This is a genomic window from Mesorhizobium sp. 128a, from assembly GCF_053848025.1.
The window spans coordinates 1-17,419 of sequence record NZ_JBSPKY010000025.1; the positions used below are offsets into that span (position 1 = coordinate 1).

General features: G+C 59.4%; 11 protein-coding genes and 3 pseudogenes. 3 read left to right on the forward strand and 11 right to left on the reverse strand.

The genetic code is table 11. The features are described from left to right. The first annotated feature begins 176 nt into the window (after positions 1 to 176). Genes ACWTU9_RS29185 through ACWTU9_RS29195 form a run of 3 tightly spaced genes read left to right on the forward strand, consistent with a single transcriptional unit; the run spans position 177 to position 800 of the window. A complete protein-coding gene (locus tag ACWTU9_RS29185; protein ID WP_455861343.1) occupies positions 177 to 437 on the forward strand; it encodes a TatD family hydrolase in 261 nt (86 codons plus the stop codon). After that, positions 409 to 681, forward strand: a complete 273-nt coding sequence (locus ACWTU9_RS29190) for a hypothetical protein (protein ID WP_455861344.1) — start codon at positions 409 to 411, stop codon at positions 679 to 681. Before ACWTU9_RS29185 ends, ACWTU9_RS29190 begins: the two co-directional genes overlap by 29 nt. Next, positions 660 to 800, forward strand: a complete 141-nt coding sequence (locus tag ACWTU9_RS29195; protein WP_455861378.1) for a hypothetical protein — start codon at positions 660 to 662, stop codon at positions 798 to 800. Before ACWTU9_RS29190 ends, ACWTU9_RS29195 begins: the two co-directional genes overlap by 22 nt. Before the next feature lie 160 nt (positions 801 to 960). Here ACWTU9_RS29195 and ACWTU9_RS29200 read toward each other — a convergent pair whose 3' ends face one another. The 11 genes and pseudogenes from ACWTU9_RS29200 to ACWTU9_RS29250 form a co-directional block, all read right to left on the reverse strand. After that, a complete protein-coding gene (locus tag ACWTU9_RS29200) occupies positions 961 to 1,452 on the reverse strand; it encodes a hypothetical protein (protein WP_455861345.1) in 492 nt (163 codons plus the stop codon). Between the two features lie 383 nt (positions 1,453 to 1,835). Beyond that, on the reverse strand, positions 1,836 to 4,832 hold the full coding sequence (locus tag ACWTU9_RS29205; RefSeq protein WP_455861346.1) for a TrlF family AAA-like ATPase: 2,997 nt from the start codon (positions 4,830 to 4,832) through the stop codon (positions 1,836 to 1,838). Between the two features lie 829 nt (positions 4,833 to 5,661). Further along, positions 5,662 to 6,696 carry an IS110 family RNA-guided transposase gene (locus ACWTU9_RS29210; protein WP_455861347.1) on the reverse strand — a complete coding sequence of 345 codons (1,035 nt, stop codon included), beginning with the start codon at positions 6,694 to 6,696 and terminating at the stop codon, positions 5,662 to 5,664. 186 nt (positions 6,697 to 6,882) lie between these two features. After that, positions 6,883 to 9,225: a DEAD/DEAH box helicase gene (locus tag ACWTU9_RS29215; protein ID WP_455861348.1), complete on the reverse strand. Its 2,343-nt coding sequence runs from the start codon at positions 9,223 to 9,225 to the stop codon at positions 6,883 to 6,885. Next, positions 9,122 to 10,444: an ATP-binding protein gene (locus tag ACWTU9_RS29220; RefSeq protein ID WP_455861349.1), complete on the reverse strand. Its 1,323-nt coding sequence runs from the start codon at positions 10,442 to 10,444 to the stop codon at positions 9,122 to 9,124. The genes ACWTU9_RS29215 and ACWTU9_RS29220 overlap by 104 nt, the downstream gene beginning before the upstream one ends. Then, on the reverse strand, positions 10,441 to 14,067 hold the full coding sequence (locus ACWTU9_RS29225) for a TerB N-terminal domain-containing protein (RefSeq protein WP_455861350.1): 3,627 nt from the start codon (positions 14,065 to 14,067) through the stop codon (positions 10,441 to 10,443). Before ACWTU9_RS29225 ends, ACWTU9_RS29220 begins: the two co-directional genes overlap by 4 nt. 373 nt (positions 14,068 to 14,440) lie before the next feature. Beyond that, positions 14,441 to 14,744: pseudogene (locus ACWTU9_RS29230) on the reverse strand (SMC-Scp complex subunit ScpB); the annotation flags it as partial. 28 nt (positions 14,745 to 14,772) lie between these two features. Next, entirely contained in the window at positions 14,773 to 15,402 is a 630-nt protein-coding gene (locus tag ACWTU9_RS29235) for a hypothetical protein (RefSeq protein ID WP_455861381.1), read from the reverse strand. Between the two features lie 154 nt (positions 15,403 to 15,556). Beyond that, positions 15,557 to 15,706 (reverse strand): annotated as a pseudogene (locus ACWTU9_RS29240) (aldo/keto reductase); the annotation flags it as partial. A 173-nt stretch (positions 15,707 to 15,879) separates the two neighbouring features. Further along, positions 15,880 to 16,074, reverse strand: a pseudogene (locus tag ACWTU9_RS29245) (cytochrome P450); the annotation flags it as partial. After that, a complete protein-coding gene (locus ACWTU9_RS29250) occupies positions 16,050 to 17,312 on the reverse strand; it encodes a cytochrome P450 family protein (protein WP_455861351.1) in 1,263 nt (420 codons plus the stop codon). The pseudogene ACWTU9_RS29245 and the gene ACWTU9_RS29250, both read right to left, overlap by 25 nt. Positions 17,313 to 17,419 lie beyond the last annotated feature (107 nt).

Genomic DNA, 17,419 nt, shown 5'->3' on the forward strand with positions numbered 1-17,419 from the left:
CCGTAATTACTGAAATCGCTGTCCGCGAATTAGCGGAATGGGTGTCCGCGAATTTCTGAAACACGCAGCGACGACGTGATGGCGATGCTCATCGCGACGGGACGCGACGGAAGTGGTCTCCGGCAGCGAGCGATCTCGAGTGGACCTTTGCCAATGGAAAGTGCAGAACGTGAGGGATGTTTCGGCGTCCACAAGCGTGGCCTCTAAGGGGTCGGAACCTACCTGAGGAGCCAAGAGTTCGGGCCTTGATCGACTTTCATTGCCACCTTGACCTGTTTCCGAATCCGGCACTTGCCGCGGATAGCGCTGAGCGCGCCGGAATGTACATGCTTCCCGTGACGAACACGCCGAAGGCATTCCCTAAAACGGCCCAGCTCGCCAAAGGCAGGAAGCGGATCAGGACAGCCCTTGGACTTCACCCCCCAGCTTGTTCATGAGCGGCACGGCGAGGTGCCGCTGTTTGTCAGGCTGCTGGGTGAGAGCGAATACGTTGGTGAGATAGGCCTGGACGGCGGCGATGAATTCGCGCGCCACCTTGACCTGCAGAAGGATGTCTTCGACAGGCTCTTGCGAGCGTGCTCGCAGGCGGGCGGTCGCGTGATGTCCATCCATAGCCGACATGCTCCGGATCTGTTCCGCATGCCGAGAAGGCTGCCGATATCGGTGCATGGTTTTCCGTAGGCCTTCCCATGGTCCGAAGCAGACGCGCTGCAAGCTTGCTTTCCAAAATGCCGAGGAACCGAATTCTCACCGAAACGGACGCGCCGTTCGCTTCTACATCGGGACAGCATATCCGGTGACCGCGGTTGAGGAGACGGTGTCTGCGCTTGCGGGATTCTGGAAATGCGATGTCGCTTCCGCTCAGGGGCAGTTGAATGACAATCTCCGAACGCTGGTCGGTAGAACCACCCAGTTCCGGCCTGGGTCTTTAGTGACGCAAGCCCGCGGATAGGCCCCTCTTCACTCCATGGTCAGGAGCGTGTAGCTCTTGATTGGTTCGCCCTTGACGAACGCCCTGCGGGGATTGCCGTCTGGTCCGAGCAGCGGCTTGGCCCCGATCGCGTTCTTGATATACCACCCTAGGTACATGTTGACGGGGGTCTTCCCCGGCGCGCCGTCGGCTCCGGCCTCGGCGCCGATCACGTCCTCGTAGAGCCTTCGCGTATCATTGTCCTCGACCAGGAGCCGGAACACGGTTCTGGTGAAGTGCTCATCGAACGCTCCCTCGGCGAATGCGTCCCGCGCCTTCCGCTGGGCCACCTCGTAGAGTGCCCTCTCCCTCTCGATTCTGAGGCGCAGGTCCTCTGGCAGATCCTCGATCACCGCCTTCTCGAGAATGTCCTGCATGTACGCCGAAGGGTCGAGGCCCGCATCCTCCGCCCGACGCAGGATCGCCCCATGTACGTCGTTCTTCAGCCTCAGCGAAACCCTGGTTGTGTTCTGTGAAGTCAAGGCCGTTTCCTTCTCTCAGCGCGCCACAACATGGTGCGGACAGCTGTATAGTGGAGGCGTCCAAGTCTGTCAACACAGGGTGCGGACACTCGTGAGTTGCAGCCAGCTGAGATGTCAGCCTGCAGCATGGCGCGATGTGCTCTCAGGGACTCGAAGGCTTGCGTGCGACAAGTTCACGGCCCGACCTCCGACACTGGCTATGGACAGAATCGTTCACCGCAGGTGGTACTTTGAAGGCTGCCCGAAGCGTGGTGCAAACTCATGTGGCGATGGCTGCCCAGAGCGGAACTTTATGTGGCGACCGTTTGAAAGCCGTTGGCGACCGCTTGAAATTCATCAACGATTTCAATGATGATGGTGGAACATAGCCAGGCAAAGAACAATCAGGTGATTTGATACTTGAGTCGACGTTGTACGAAGGCGGGCCGCGAACCTTCCAGCACCCTTACGATATGGCCGTTGGTATTCGGGTTCTCGATCGCGCCGCAATCATAGCTGAACCTGTAACCGCTCACCTTGTCCAACCGGACATAGACGATTTGTTCGGCGTCGGCTCCGATCGCGAGGTTTGGGTTATGCGTCACCAATATGACCTGCCGGGTTTTCTTTGCGTCGCGAATACACCTTGCGAGTACCGCGAATATGCTGTCGTTGTCGAGATTGTCCTCGGGTTGGTCGATGATGAGGGGTGAGCTGTCGGTGTCCAGGTGTAGGTAGAAGACCAGCAGCAGAAGCCCCTTCTCTCCGGGGGAAAGCTGGTTCAGATCTTTGCCTCCCAGTCTCAACTCGTACCGGGGCTCGAAGTATTCGAGGGAATAAAGAAAGTCGTAGAATTTCTTGACGTCTTTGGTCTGCCGTCTGATGCCACCCGATTTCATCGATCTGACCACATCGTCCACAAAGGCAAAGATGCTTTCGAAGGAGTTCCAGTCGACTATTGATAGCTTCTGTTGAAGCGCGCGCGCGCCTTCTGCGACTCCGCGGAAGGGACCGCTCACGTTTTGGTTCAGATGGTTGAAGAATTCTTCACCGAACTTGGGAGACGGTACAAAAGACGCGTCGATCGACACCTTGAAATCCCCGGTACTCACCACGGTGAGCCGCGACTCGACCTTGGTTTTCAAACCCTCGTAGAACGTTCTTATCTTGTGCTTGCTTTCGAAGAGGGCCAAGCACAGCGCCTTACGGTCTTCATACGCCTTGGACAACTCCCCCGGCAGATCGTTGTCGATCCGGGCAATGCGGGCCTCCAGTTCCGCGATCGTGCCTAGTTTCGGCGAGTCCTTTAGACCGACGATATTGCTGATCTGCTCGGATATCTCGCGGACGGCCTGCACATACCTTTGATAGCGCTGTTGGGGCGCCGAGAGAGCGGCGCGCGTCTCGGCGATGCAATCAGCAATATATTTCTGCGCAGCACGCAATTCGGGTACACTGGCGACTGTGGAAAGATCGGTCTTTGGATCGAAAAACATGGCGCTCTCGCGCTCAATCGCCACGATTTCTTCGTTCATAGCCTCAATCTTCTTCGTGACCTCTTCGAGATTAACGGTAAGACTAATGACTTGGTCAACATCTAAACCGAGACCGCTATACTTGGTTTTGAAAACCTCCTTGTCGCCTTGCACACGGCTTTTCAGGGCATTTACGCCGTCCTTGAATTCGCTGGCCTCTTGCAAGGTAGTCTTGTGGCGACCGAGCCGCGTGACGGCGCTCTTTTCACGCGCAGCAAGGTCGTCCAGCAACCGGGTTTGTGACGCGATTTCTTCTGTCGCCGCTTCCTGTTCCGCACTCTGCGCAGCCGGGGTAGCTTCCTCCGGAGGCTTTGACGCTTCGAGTGTGGATACCTGCTTCTGAAGGACCCCTAGTTCCGCCTGCAGTTTGGTCTTGAATTCAGGTTCGCTCTGGTCCTCGAGTTCGAGAATCCTGACGTTGAGTTCCCGCAGCTTCGTTTTGATCTGGCTAGCTTCCTGTCGACTGTTCAACGTCTTCCGTTCTTCGAGATCGTGGAAGCTCTTGGCGTCCATCTTGTCGCTGATGTCGACGTGCGAAAATACGACGTCTTCGATTTCCCTACGCAGCGCCTGGACTTCGATTTCGTTCGTCAGGCTCTCGAAGTAGTTCTGTGGCAGGTATTTGACTGCCTCCGGCGAAAGTTCATCGACATCATCGTTCAGAGTCCGTTCGACAACGCTCCCGCTCTTCCATACGAGACGACCCGAAAAATTCTCGGCGAACCCGGGCCGCTTGAATTTCCTGTTCGTTTGACTGTCCGTTAGAAACGAGAAATATTTCGCTTGGCGAGTATTTCCGAGCAGTGCGACGATATCCGCGACAGCGCTTTTGCCGCTTCCCTTGTTCCCGATTATGGCAGTCAGCTCAGGGTTGAACGGGATATCGACATTCCGAAACCAGGTGCCGTTATGACCGGCATAGGGGGCGAGGGGATTAATCTCCAGCCTGTCGATGAACTGCGTCGCCTCGCGCTCGAGCCGGACGAGAACGGTTGGACGGTCTCCGACAAAGACGCGATGTTCCGGTTCGAAGATCGTCTGACGGAGACCTCGGAAAGTCAGATTGGCCTTGATCCAGGTCGATTGATAGCTCGGTTCGTCCCCTGTCAAACGTCCGAGGTCCTCGAAGGAATGAGCGTCACTGGCGTCATAGAGGGGCTTAGGTTCCGACTTCGACGCGTCCTCGTAGCGCGAGTCGCTCAGGAAGAATGCCGTGCTATTCGACTTCCCAAAGAAGGCGCTACTGATCCTATCGAGTTCATCGGAAATGGATTTGCTACGCTGGGAATTTTTGGCGGTACCGCGCAGGCCATCGTTTCCGGCGGCGGTGACGATAATGTATTGCTCCGGCGCGAAACATCCTTTTAGCGAGTCCTTGACATCATGTATGCTGACGGTGGCCGCAGCGTAATTAGCAGACGTCAGTTCACTGCAGCGTAACCGTCTGCCACCAACGGATATGTGCGTTTCCAGGTCGTTGAGGAACTTGCTCAAGGCTTCGGGCGTCGCGACAGCCGGGTCTATCAGCACATGCGTGTTGACGTTTTTGCCGTCGATGCTGACCGTCTCGGTCAAACGCAGCTCCAGGTTCGGGATCACCAGCTTGGCCGAGTCCGGATACGATTGGCGATACCACTTGACGGTGTTCAGGTAGCCGTCGAACGAAAAATAGTCCGTTATGCCAAAGGCCTGGACCTCGGATTGTTCGAGAATAGCCACGAAGCGTTTCCACGTCGCGTCGTCCGGTTTGCCATATCCGCAAGAGAGCTTCGTACCGGGCGCGTGTAAATGCAGGTCCCACTTAAGCCATTGCGATCCTCGATGAGCCTCTCGTTTGGTAGCACGCGGCGTCGGGGACTCGCTCATCCGAAGCACTCCAGGTGACGGTTTTCCGATCCGAAGAAGCCACGCCTGTCGTCCGGCAGGATCACGAATCTGCGCCTAGATGAAAGCGCGGGTACAATCTAGCCGGGGGAAAAAAGCAATCAAGGCGTGTTCTCACCACCTTAGAGCACAAACACCGCCTGTCGCCGAAAGATGAAAAACTGCGGTCGAGCAGGCCTCGCCAATTTGGACAAGGCTCCATAAGTAGTGAAGCTTCGAAGGATCGGTGTCACAAACGGCGAGTAGACGCTCCTCCTCCACCCGACGAGCGTCTGCCCTCATCTTGTCCCATTTGGTCCACTTCCGGCCTGGTCGGCACTGGAAGGAACACGTCTGGTAACAGGCTCCGGATGGCGAAGGCCAACATCCCTTCGCCTTAGCTACCTGGCATCGGGTTCGCTGTGGCAGCTTTCAGAGCTGCCGGGCCGAAAAAATCTCCATCTCAGCCGTGACCAGATCATTTCTGTAATGACCGCATAGTGCCGACTGCAGACCTTGACGCTTACTCCATGGTGTCCTCTGTGGATGGCTCCCGTATTGCAAGAGGTAATTCGTTGTTCTGGCGCATTGGTCGGGTGCAGTCTTCTGTCCGGCCTGTTCATGCAGCCGTTTGAAGCTGCTGGCCCTGATGGGGTCGGCGAACAAGGTCCCAATCTGCTTTGCAGGCTATGATGCCTCCGACATCGCATGGGTTGTCCCTGTTCCCGGCCTGACCGGTCTCGCCATCACATCGCGTCGCTCTTACAACCTCATGGAGCCGATTGATCGGCTCGATCTGATTTCTGCTTCAGTGTCTCGTCTTCTGCGCAACTTACGCAAGGTTCGGAGCATGACGCGCTTGATAGGTTTCGCCGCGCGCCATGATAGCCCACACCACGCGGGCCATCTTGTTTGCCATCGCTACGCTCGCCACGCGCGCTGGCTTCCTGGCGAGCAACGCGAGGAGGCGCGGATCCGCAGCCTCGGGCTTATGCCTTGCCCGTCGGATCAGAGAGGTCGCGCCGATCACAAGGAGCTTTCTCAGGTACCGGTCGCCCATCTTGGTGATGTGCCCGAGACGGTCCTTTCCGCCGCTCGAGTTTTGCGAAGGTGTCAGCCCGAGCCAGGCGGCAAACTCTCGACCCGAGCGGAACTGACCCGGATCAGCAACCGAGGCCGCCAACGCTGTGGCACCGATCGGGCCAATGCCAGGTATGGTCGATAGACGCCGTGCCACTTCATTCGTTCTTTGTTGGGCAAGGATCGACCGGTCAATGGTCTGGAGCCGGGCATGGGTGTTGAGCACCTGCTCGCACAGGATACACAGAATCTGCAGTGCCATTGCCGGTACGTCCAATGTGGATTTCTTCGCGGCTATCTGGCGCGCCAGCTTAAGCGCCCGCTCCAAACCTTCGGGAATATCGATGCCGAACTCGGCCAACAGGCCGCGGATCATATTCACCAGTTGCGTACGCTGCTTGACCAGAAGATTGCGGGTGCGATGAAGCGATAGGGCCGCTTGCTGCTCGGCTGACTTCATCACGACGAAACGCATGGTCGGGCGTGTTACCGCTTCGCAAATCGCTTCCGCGTCCACCGCATCATTCTTTCCGCGCTTCACATAGGGCTTCACGTAGGACGGTGGCATCAGGCGGACTTCATGGCCGAGCTCCGTCAATTCTCGAGCCCAATGATGCGATGTGCCGCACGCCTCCATGCCGATCAGGCAGGGCGGCAACTTGGTGAAGAACGGCAGAACTTGCGATCGGCGCAGTGCCTTGCGCACAACAGCGTCTCCAGACGCGTCGACGGCGTGAACTTGAAAAATGCGCTTGGCCAGATCAAGGCCCACGGTGGTAATCTGCATGGCGGATGGCTCCTTAGCTCGGGTTGCCTGACAGCAAACCCACTGTGGCACTGTGATGCCGGGAGCGGGAGCCATCCACCTCATCTGCTTTCGGCACGCAGACCCGGTCAACTGCTGATGGGTCCTCTATAGCAGCCTTCGACATATGCGAACGGCTGCCAGCGCCGAGAGCACCGATCCCGGCGGTTATGCGACTTCGTGCGTCGTATGGATTCCCAGTGCGTTGACGGCGATCAGTGGCAAGTCGTCGGCGCTGATTCTCTCCATCATCGTGACCAATGTCATCAAGTGATCGCTCAAGAACGTGTCGAACTTTGCCAATGCGGGCTGTGCTAGTCGTGCAGCAAGTTCTTCACCGTCTGGCGCCGGCGAACCAGCTATGTCCTGCAGAGTTTCGATGACTTTCTCGGCCTCGCATTCCTGAAGTTCAATCCCATGCCCGAAATGCGATGCTTTGAACTCACGGGCCAGCAACGCCAGGGTTAGCGTCTGCAGCTTCCTGGTGCCGACCCAGGGGAATATCAGAACGCCCTCCCCGTGCGTGATGATGGAACGGCTATCCAGCTGTAGGTCCAGGAAAGAACCGCGCGCCTCGTCCAGCAGGCGGTTGGCGGCAGGATCGAGATAGGGGTAAGCGTCATTGGATGCGAGAACCGTGCGCATCGTTGCCACCACGTGATCGTGGATGGCCGCCCCCTTGCCATTGAAATGCGGCGGCTTTCCAGCCCGTGTCGGCTTGACCATGATGACACGGGCGCGATCGTCGATTTCGATGACTTGCCAGCGGCGCCCGGCAAAGATGATTGTTTCGCCACGTGCAAGCGGAGAGCTCAGCGGATAGGTCCCGAGCGTGCGTGCATCGTGAATGATCCGATATTCTCGTTCCGTGGCGAAAACAGCATAGAATTCGTACGATTCCGTGATCTTTTCCCCGGCCTCTCCGATCATGAGCAAGCCTTCCGGAGATTGCTCAAGCAACCGGTTTTCAGGCGTAGCCATGCACCGAAGCAATTCGGCAAACAGCGTCCTGTCCACGGCTCGAAAAGGGCCGCGCTCGCATAGCAGTTTCCAGGCGACCGCCGGGTTTACGCCCCCTGTCTGCACTATCAGTGCCATCACTTGATGGAGGAGGGTTGAAAGATGCAGCCCAGCTGGCAATGGCGGCTCACACCATCCAGCCCGCAGGCACTCGACCATCGCAATCGACTGAACCAGATCCAAGTGAAGCCGGTCGATTGGATGTCGTCCCTTACCGATGGAAGGCTCGATGACGAACATGCGCAGCGTTGCGGGCTTTCCGGCCCTGCGGCCGGATCGGCCGAGGCGTTGGCGAAGTGACGCGACCGAAAAACCCGGCCCGATCTGCGCGATTGTCTCCACCTCGCCAATGTCGATTCCGAGTTCCAGGGTGGTGGTCGCGACCGCCGTGGTCGGGCGCGGATCGTCTCGAAGCCTCGCTTCGACCTCCTCGCGCATGGCCCTTGCGAGATTGCCATGATGCGGGAAGAACTCATTTGGCAAGCTCGCTTCGTCGCACATCGAACGCAGCATGTCGGCATAGACCTCGACATTGGCACGAGATCCGGCAAACAGCAGATTGCTCTGGCCGCGCAGCAGGCGAAACAAGTCGGCCGCAAGCGCTGCAGGGACTGTCGATTGTTCAAAAGGTGCGACCGGCTTTCCCGGCGGATCGCTATCGTCTGTGGTAGCCGTGAGATCGCCTGGGGCGGTGCCGTCCAGCAGATAACCGCGGATCTGCAAACGGACCCCGTTCCCCTCGTCCTTGCCTTCGACGACCGTGACGCTGGCACCCTTGCCAGGCCGTAGTGCCTCAGCAGCGAGGCTCATGTCGCCAAGTGTTGCTGACAGCCCAATTCGATCGATGCGGTCTCGCGCGGTCGCCACCTCGACTCTATTGAGGATCGACTGCAGTTGCATGCCACGCTCGGTGCCGATGAAGGCATGCAACTCATCGATGACCACCGCATCGAGGCGCGAAAACATCTGCGCTACCTCACCGCCTCTGCGCACGAGCAACGCCTCAAGCGATTCTGGAGTGATCAACACGATACCCGAAGGTCGCTTTCGTGCACGGGTTTTGGCATCCGACGAGACGTCGCCATGCCATTTGTGCAGGAGGACGCCGCTGCCTTCGCACAGGCTTTCCAGCCGCCGGTGCTGATCGTTGATCAATGCCTTCAGCGGGCTGACATAGAGGATCGCGAATCCATCGGCGCTGCCTGCGTGCTCGGCATGCCGGGTCAGCAACGGCAGGAAGGCGGCTTCGGTCTTGCCGGCGGCAGTGCGTGCGGAGATCACGACATCGCCACCGGCAAGGATGGCCGGGATGGCTTTTTCCTGGACATCCCGTAGCGACGGCCATTTCCGCTGCCATATCCAGCGCCTGACCGGCTCGGAAAGCGTGTCAAATGCGGAGGGTTGCAAGCTCGTCGTCCGCTCCCCCTTCGGCATCGTTGATGGGATGGTCGTCTGCACCGTCTCGATCTTCCGCCACGTCCACTGCGCCAAGCATGTCTTTCCAATCCGTGCCGGGGTTTTGTTGGAGGATAGCGAGCAGATCGACGAAGGCTTTCACCGTGTTGCGCGGAGTCCGAAAATAAGCCTCGCCGATCCGGTTGGCGCAATGGTCCATAAAGGCATGGAGTGCCTCGTCCGGCACCAGCCATTTTTCCTGATCGCCGGCCGCGAAGACGTCGCGTAGCCGCTCCAGGAGATGGTAGAGTTCCTCCGGCGTCAGGTTCGGCAGATTGACCACCGGACCGGAATAGTCGGCCAAGCCATTGCCGGCAAAACTGTTCCCGGCAAGGCGGGATTGCAAGGCCTCGTAGGAGTAAAGGCCGCGCCGCGTGTCGAGCAGAAATTCCGGCGTCCCGCCGAGAATGAAGCCGATGCCTTGCGTCGTGCCCTGCAGGACATCGTTGAAGATGCGCAGGATCTGCTCGTAATTCTGTTTGCGGGCCTGGGCGCTCTGCAGCTTGTAGAGATTGACGAGTTCGTCGAGGCAGACCAAAAGGCCGCCAAAACCAGCGAGCGTTGTGAAACGAGCGAGCAATCTCAGACCATCATAGAAGGACGCGTCGTCGATGATGGTACGCACGCCCAGGTCGGCCCGCGCCTCTGTCTTGGTCGTGTATTCGCCGCGCAACCAACGCAGCGCGGCGTCCTGCAAATTGCTGTTTCCTTCCTCGTAGCCCCGCGCATAGGCAACGATGACGGTTGCGAAATCATAGCCACCGACCATCTCGCGAAGATCGCCAAGGCCTTCCCTGATGGCGGTTTCAATAGTCGTCTCGCTTGAGGAAGCGCGTTCGGACGCTTTCTGGATGTAGCTTTCCAGAATGTTCCTGAGTGCCCCGCCGTCTGGAGCGGTGCGGGTGGCAAGACTGGTGGCAAGCTCGGCATAAAGCGTCCGCGCCTGCCCGCCGGTGGCGTGGATACGGCGGTCTGGCGAGAGGTCAGCCTGACAGACGGCAAGCTTGCGCTGAAGTGCGATCTGTCTGATGAGAAACAGGAAGAAGGTCTTGCCGGCACCATAGGCGCCGATGACGAGACGGATACTCGACCCACCGTTGCCGATCCGCTCTATGTCCTGGATCAGCGCTTCGATCTCGCGCTGGCGCCCCACCTGAATATGTTGGAGACCGATGCGCGGTACGACGCCGGCACGCAAGGCGCTGATGATGGTGTCTCGATCTCTCGGTTTGATAGGTGGGGTTTTTGTCGTCATGCTGACATTCCTTCGACAGAGACGGTGAGCGACGGAGACTGGGCAGTAGCCGCGGAAAACAGGCTGGCGTTGACGATGACAGGGTCCTCGCCGTCCAGGACCAGTTCGTCGAATCCGTCGAGGGACCAATCGTTGAGTGCTTGCTTTGCCGCGCCGGGCATCAGATCGGCGCCGCGCACCAAACGCTCAAAATCCGAAGCCGTCCAGGTTTCCTGCTCGATCAGTTGCGACAGAAGCCATGCATAGCGTCGCTCCAGCCCGTCGAAGCGCGCATCCCCATTGGACGTCTCGATTTCCTCGATCGCGGGCTGAAGCTCGATCGGCGGCTCTACCTCGTCCATGAAGATATCGGCAAGGACGCTGGACGTGCTCCGGGTTTCACGTCGGATCGCTTCGAGACGCGAGATGTCGACGCGCGTCGCAGACGCTCTAGGAGACGCCGGCGACACCGGTATGCCCGGCGGCTGGATCCCGGCGGGGATAACCAGGGGAAGATCGTTATTTCCGTCGCGCGGCCTGTTCTGCGGCGCGACACTCCCCTGCAATCGCAAATACAGGGAGTTTTGGTCCAGCTCCATCTGTCTGAACAGCTTCTCGAGCTGCGACACTTCCCGTGCGTGAAGGGTTCCGTCTGCCGCGGCGACTGCCACCAATTCATCGGCAAGATCTTCGCGGCGGTCTCTTGGCACGTCGCTTATGCGTTTGGTCCAGTCCACAACGCGGCTGGCATCGGCGGCGCAGACCTTGATCTCGGCTTTGAGGCGTACACGTTCGTCCCTCGACAGGCCGGGCGCCTCGTCGACCTTGTCGAAGAGCCTGCGTTCTTCCAAGGGGTGGAGGAGACCGTCAGCGAAAGCAATCACCATGCCTAGCATGATTGACAGTTGCATGGGTCGGTAATGCTGGCTCGGTTCGGGATCAGCTTCGGCTTCACGTTCCAGAGCAAAGACAATCGCCGGCTCGTCTGGTTTTGCCGACTTCAGGGAAAAGGAAGGATCGGCGGTATGGCCATAGCCAAGGGCGGCCAGAATTCCGGAAAGTTCCTTCTGCTTCGCCCGTGCGGAAATCTTGTTGGGCTCCATCCCAGCCAACTCAGCCAGCTTCTGGATGGATATTGGGGCGTCACTACTCGCCAGTTCTTGGAGCCGCCTCAATGGGCTGCCAGCGAGCTTTTCACAATTTTTCGCGCGCAAACCCAAGGGCAGCTGAGCCACAGCCGCAAGGCTAGGGCTTAGTCCTTCCGAACGGCCGAGCATGCGGCTGTAGTCATCGAGCAGATCCGTGCAGTCGTCGAAGATGCGGCGTGCACCGCCTATCGGTTCGCCGCGGTTTGTGATGTCCGGCAGGTCACCGCCAAAGGGGCGGATTGCAAGATCGAACGTCCCGCTGCAGGCACGGTAGTTGACCTCCAGTTTTCGCACTCCGGCGGCCGGAACGCGCACGCCATTTGGATATTGCTTCTCCACCGCTTCCGCGAACAGCTCTCGCAAGAGAGTCTGTGCCCGTCGGGCCGGCGTTCGCACCCTCGTTTCGGGGTCGGCAAGAACGTAAGCCAACAAAAGGTCCGGCTCGATCGCCTCTCCGCTGCGCACCCGCATCCCAAGCGCGACCTTCAGCTTTATCGGGATCTCGTAGCTATTTTCCTCGACATCCAGATCAAACTTTTCCGGCAACTGAGCCGATTTTAGCTGGTGAGCCGAAAGCAACTCACCAGCATAACGCTTGAACGAACCATTCCCTCCATACACCTGCCATAGCCGGCGAACCTCGGCAACGACACCATCGGCGTCGGGTGGGCTATCCTCCAACATGAGGCGGCGTTCGAGACCGTAGAAATAGAGGAACACGTATCCGATATAGGTGTCGGGATCGGATCGCGATCCGGCAAGCCAGTCCAGATAGGATTTTCGCGCCGTGGGCGAAATGCTTGAGTAAGACGGCCAGTAGCCCATCGTTTGCCCCAGCGGATCGCCGTGAATGGCCACGGTCAATCTTGGGTCGATCAGGCAGTTTTCCGCGTCGATTGAACTGCCCTGCCTCGGCAGGTGCTCACCTACATAGATCATGCCGCCGGAAATGCTATGGCTTCCAACCATTGTTGCTGTGTTCGCAGGAATCCAATGTGCCGACTGGCGCGTGGCGGGGCTCGTTCGCACTACGGGTATCCGGTCGAACCATCGCGGCTGGTCTGACCCGGCGCTGTTGGGAACAATAATAGGGCCGCGCTGCCGAATGAGATCTGAAATCTGAGCACTATGCGATGCGAGCGATCCTTCGGTTGTCGGCGCCGCGGGGGCGACCTTGGTGTCCTCAATGCTTTGCCAACCCGCTTCTGCGGCTGAGGGATTGGGCACTGGTGTGGGCGGTGTAATGGCTCCGCGTTGTCTGATGAAGTCGTGGACAGCTCTATTATGCGCCGCGACGGAAGTCGCAATATCTGATGTTAAGGCTTGTTTCTGCTCGACCGGTTGTCTTCCAACTACCGTATTGGCTGGGACGATCGGATCGTTCCGAACCAAGAGGTGCCTGTTGCTTCTGGCCGACTGGTCGAGACCGCTATCAAGTTGGCTGCCCTTGCTTTCAGAACCCGACGGCTGCGTCTGATCCGTTGCGGCCGTAGGGGGAATGAGAACATCACCGCGTTGTCGAATGGATTCCGCTATCTGAGCATTATGAGATGCGAGCGATCCCTCGTTTGTTGTCGTTACCGGGGTGACCTTGGTGGCCTCTATGCTTTGCCAACTCGTTTTTGCGGGAGCGGCCGGCTGCCTGGCTGAAGGATTGGCCCCTGATTTGGGCCGTCGGATCGCTCCTCTTTGTCTAATGAAATCGTGGACGGCGGCGTTGTGTACCGCGAGAGAAACCGCAATATCCACCGGCAGGACCGGGTTTTGGACGACGGGCTGCCTTCCAGCAGCACTGTTGGCTGGAACCATGCGATCGGTTGGGACCTGGAGGCGATGCCTATCGGTTCTGGCCGACCGGTTGAGAGTGCGCTCAGGTTCGCTGCGCTTGCTTTCGGATGTCGTTGGAACCAACTCCGTGGCTGGATTTCGTCGGCGCCTCCGCAGGAAGAAAAACGCGGCGGCGACCCCTAGCAAGCCCAAATAGATCAAACGCGGCGTTGCGGGGGTTGGCACCTCTCTGACCTTGTTGGGCTCCGGCGCCAAACGATCAGATTTGGTTGAGGCCGCCTCGGTGTGCGCCGGCAAAGGCGGCGCCTGGTGAACATCGCCACCAGCTTGCCCAGCTTCACCGTGACTAGTTTGTGGAGTTGTCTTCGTTGGAACACCAGGCTTCTCCAAGAGCGACGGGTGCGAGTCCGTGGCTATGGGCGTCAACGGGCCACGCGTCACCTGGGGTTGCGGAAAAAGTGCGGCTGACGTCGCTTCGTCCAAAGTACCAGTCTGAGGAAGATTGTTCGCTTTCTGGAAAGCCTTGAGCGCACTGATGGACCGACGTCCCCAAATTCCGTCCGCGGTCCCGAGATCATAGCCATGGTCGGCGAGCGCTTGTTGAATCTGCCGAGCGGAATGTTGAGATTCCTGGGCAGTAGCGGGGTCTGTGACGCTCAGTCCTGTCGCCAAGGCGACCACCACAGTCCAAGGAAATTGCAACCTCATCCCTTTTGCCCCGCCGCCCCGTTTAAGCATAGCTGGGATAAGTTCTTTTGAGAACTCGCGCTGTTACATTTCCTCCGAAATGAGAGCGGACGTTCAACAGCAGAAACTGCCGATCTCTTTTGATTGCACTCTTCCCCCTCGAACTCGTCCTCGTTCAGCCCGAACAGGAGCTCCATTCACGATAGCCGATCTGCGATGACAACGGATGGCCCTAAGGCTGGGCCAAACGAGGCCGGGCTGAATTTCGACCCATGTCCGAAATATGCCCGCAAATTTCGGACAATGCGCCACCTGTCGGCCTGCTGCATATAGCCGATCGATCTATTGATCATGTACAAGCAAACGCAGGGATCGTTCCGTCGTCAGCGTCTAGCTATTCGTCGGCCTCGACTTCAACGGCCTCTTGGAGGCCGGCAAAGGGGCATGATGTCACCAGCCAGCAGCTTCTCCTTGCTCAGCAGTCCGGCATCCTCGAGCGCCTCGAAATCCGGCAGGTCGCGCAGCGTGTCGAGCCCGAACTCAAGCAGGAATTCTTTTGTCGTCACATAGGTGTAGGGCGCGCCCGGCGTTGGGCTGCGCGGACCGGAAGCGATCAGGCCGGCACCGCGCAGATGCCCAATAAAATCGCGACTGATCTCCTTGCCGAAGAAAGACGACAGTTCGGCGCGGGTGTGTAAACCGAAGTGAGATTGTTACCTGTCGACATCAAACGGCTCCGTTGGCTTTAATGTCACAGCTGGAAGAGCAAGAGCCATGCCAGAGGCGGAGCAGTCGCTTCTTATTGAATTCCCTCACGTCTCGCGGTGAGCGGGCAATCGTTAGTTTTGTCGAATTCCCTACAAAATGGACGGATCGAATACCTCCGGGGCACTGGCCTTGACGAAATGGTGTCGGATCGGGCTTGGCGGCCACGATAGTGTTGTCGCGACCCACGATGCGCTCCTCCTCGACGCATTGGATCTCAGCCAACTGGTCCGCGTCGACGGCGACGAAGGCGCTGTCGGCGATCTCGGGCGGCCTGGCGAAGCGGACATTATGGGCGGGCAGGTAGACGTCCGCGATGAAGCGATTGCCGTCCGCGATGTCGCGAATGCCGGCCAGCGCCAGCTCCCTTGGCAGTCGCTGCTGGAGTGGCGAGAACATCCGTTCCGACCGGCCCCGCGCTTCGGGCGAATAGGCGGGGATATGCTCGATGCCGAGCCTTTGCAGCGCGCGTCCAACTTGGGTTGGCCGCGTCTTGTCGATCGCCTCGCCAGCCCTCAGCGTCACGAAATAGTGGCTGCCGCGATCGGTGTAGAGGCTCGACGGCAAGCCATGGCCGCAAAACGTCTCCATCAGGTCCTTGGAACGGGAGTTGCGGATGCGGCTGCCGTTCCAGTGTCGCGCTCCAGCCATAGACATTGTCCTCGAGCTGCCTTATTTCCGCCAGCACTTCGGCGATGGGGTCCAGGTCCTCGGCGGTCAGGGCGAGGCAGGACACGGCGACGTTCGAGGCCAGATGCGAACGGTTGCGCCCGCCGATGATGACGGCCGCCACGCCCGGCCGTTCGAGCATCGCAGCGCTGGCGACCGTGGCGAAGTCGGTCCCCTGTCGATCAGGGATATGGCGCAGCGTCCTGCGCCAGATTTGGGCGAGCATTCGGTGGACGTTCTAGCCGGGATGCGAATCGTGCCACTGGCGATCAGCGCATCGATGAGGTCTTGATCGATGCCGCTCTCGAGCGCTCTTGAGCTGCCCCGCCTTCCTTCGCCTCGAGGAGACGACGGTTAGTCTGGATCGGATGTCGTAGGGCGTCACAGCTTCGGTGAGCGGGGCAAGGAAAGGTGGCGGCGGGCTGGGGCTGGGCCGCCAGCGTCGATCGCCTCGACCTGCTGCGCGAGCGGCTTCACCCTGCGGTTGCTGAAGGCCGGCGCCACGATCGTGCGTAACCGGGCATGCCCGCCCCCCTCATCCGAGACCAGCCACCCCGGCGAACCGAGAATCACCGAATGCGTGGTGAATGCCGCACTCTCTTAGCGATGGAAGGGCGGAAGGTGACCGGCAGGCGCTGCGGGCAGCGAATGACGTAAGACGGCATGTAGACGACGTCCGCCGCGGCGATGGTCAGCGCCAGATCCTCCAGCCTCCCGAACAGCGCGGGGAAGGCGCAGCGCAATTCCAGGCGCGCCAGCGCAGCGCCCATGCAGAAATGCGGCCCCTCGCCGAACGACAGGTGCGGGTTGTGCTGCCGGGTGACATCGAACCTGTCGGCGCCGGGACCGAAGGCCTTTTCGTCCCGGTTCGCCGCATGGAACGCCATCAGGACGGCGTCGCCGCGGCGGACCATGCATCCGTCGATCTCCACGTCCTGGGTGGCATAGCGGAACGGCAGATTGGCCACTGCGCTGCCCCAGCGCAGGATCTCCTCGATCGCCTGTGACCACGGAACTTTGCCGCTGCGCACCAGCTGCAGTTGCTGCGGATGCGTCAGCAATGCCAGCACGCCATTGCCGATGACGCCGGTGGTGGTCACGAAGCCCGCAGAGAGCACCATGAACAGCATGTCGATGAGCTCGGTGTCGGAAACGATCTCGCCGTTATCGCGCGCGACGATCAGGGCCGAAGCCAGATCGTCGCCGAGCTGGCCCCGCTTGAGCGCGATCAGGCGACGGAAGAACTCCGGGATGCGCTGCCGCGTCTGTCGCACCTCTGCGGCTGTGGCGGAGGTGTTGGCCAGGCTGTAGGTGAGCGCGACGATCTCCTCGCGCTGTTCGTCCGGCAAACCGAACAGTTCGGCGATCACGTTGGTGGGCAGCGGAACGGCGAACTCGCACATCAGATCGGCGCTGCCGCCGCGCTGCGTCATCTCGGCCAGGAGTCGATCGACGCATTGTTCGATCCCTGGCGCCAGCAGGGCGATACGACTGGGCGTGAAGCTCTTGGACAGCAGGCCGCGCAAGCGCCGGTGATCGGCGCCATGCGCCGTGACCATGTTGTCCACTTTGCACATCCCGATCAGCGGATGATCCTCGGGAATCTCGCCGTCCTGCAGCGCCCGCCACTGTCGCCAGTCCCTGTTGAAACGCTGGTCGGACAGGATCCGCCTGAGCGTCTGGTGACCGCCTGCCGCCCAGGTCACCACATCGCCTGGCAGCGACACTCGCGCCATCCCCCCCTGCTGCAGAATCGCAGAAGACAGATTATCAAGTTGCGTGGGAGCGACCGACACACCGATCACATCGCAATGATGGTTTTCTACGCGCATGCCAACAACTCCTTAAAGAACCATTATTATGAAGTTACAAATCATTTGCAGCTTCCCGCAAACGCGTAGCGTCTCACCTCATCCACGTTAAACGCCTGCGGATCTAA

What these genes read in the sequence shown, in the direction of transcription:
- ACWTU9_RS29250 (WP_455861351.1), bottom strand. Translation starts at nt 17,312, where the DNA reads ATGCGCGTAGAAAACCATCATTGCGATGTGATCGGTGTGTCGGTCGCT.
- ACWTU9_RS29225 (WP_455861350.1), bottom strand. Translation starts at nt 14,067, where the DNA reads ATGAGGTTGCAATTTCCTTGGACTGTGGTGGTCGCCTTGGCGACAGGA.
- ACWTU9_RS29210 (WP_455861347.1), bottom strand. Translation starts at nt 6,696, where the DNA reads ATGCAGATTACCACCGTGGGCCTTGATCTGGCCAAGCGCATTTTTCAA.
- ACWTU9_RS29185 (WP_455861343.1), top strand. Translation starts at nt 177, where the DNA reads ATGTTTCGGCGTCCACAAGCGTGGCCTCTAAGGGGTCGGAACCTACCT.
- ACWTU9_RS29220 (WP_455861349.1), bottom strand. Translation starts at nt 10,444, where the DNA reads ATGACGACAAAAACCCCACCTATCAAACCGAGAGATCGAGACACCATC.
- ACWTU9_RS29205 (WP_455861346.1), bottom strand. Translation starts at nt 4,832, where the DNA reads ATGAGCGAGTCCCCGACGCCGCGTGCTACCAAACGAGAGGCTCATCGA.
- ACWTU9_RS29235 (WP_455861381.1), bottom strand. Translation starts at nt 15,402, where the DNA reads ATGGAGACGTTTTGCGGCCATGGCTTGCCGTCGAGCCTCTACACCGAT.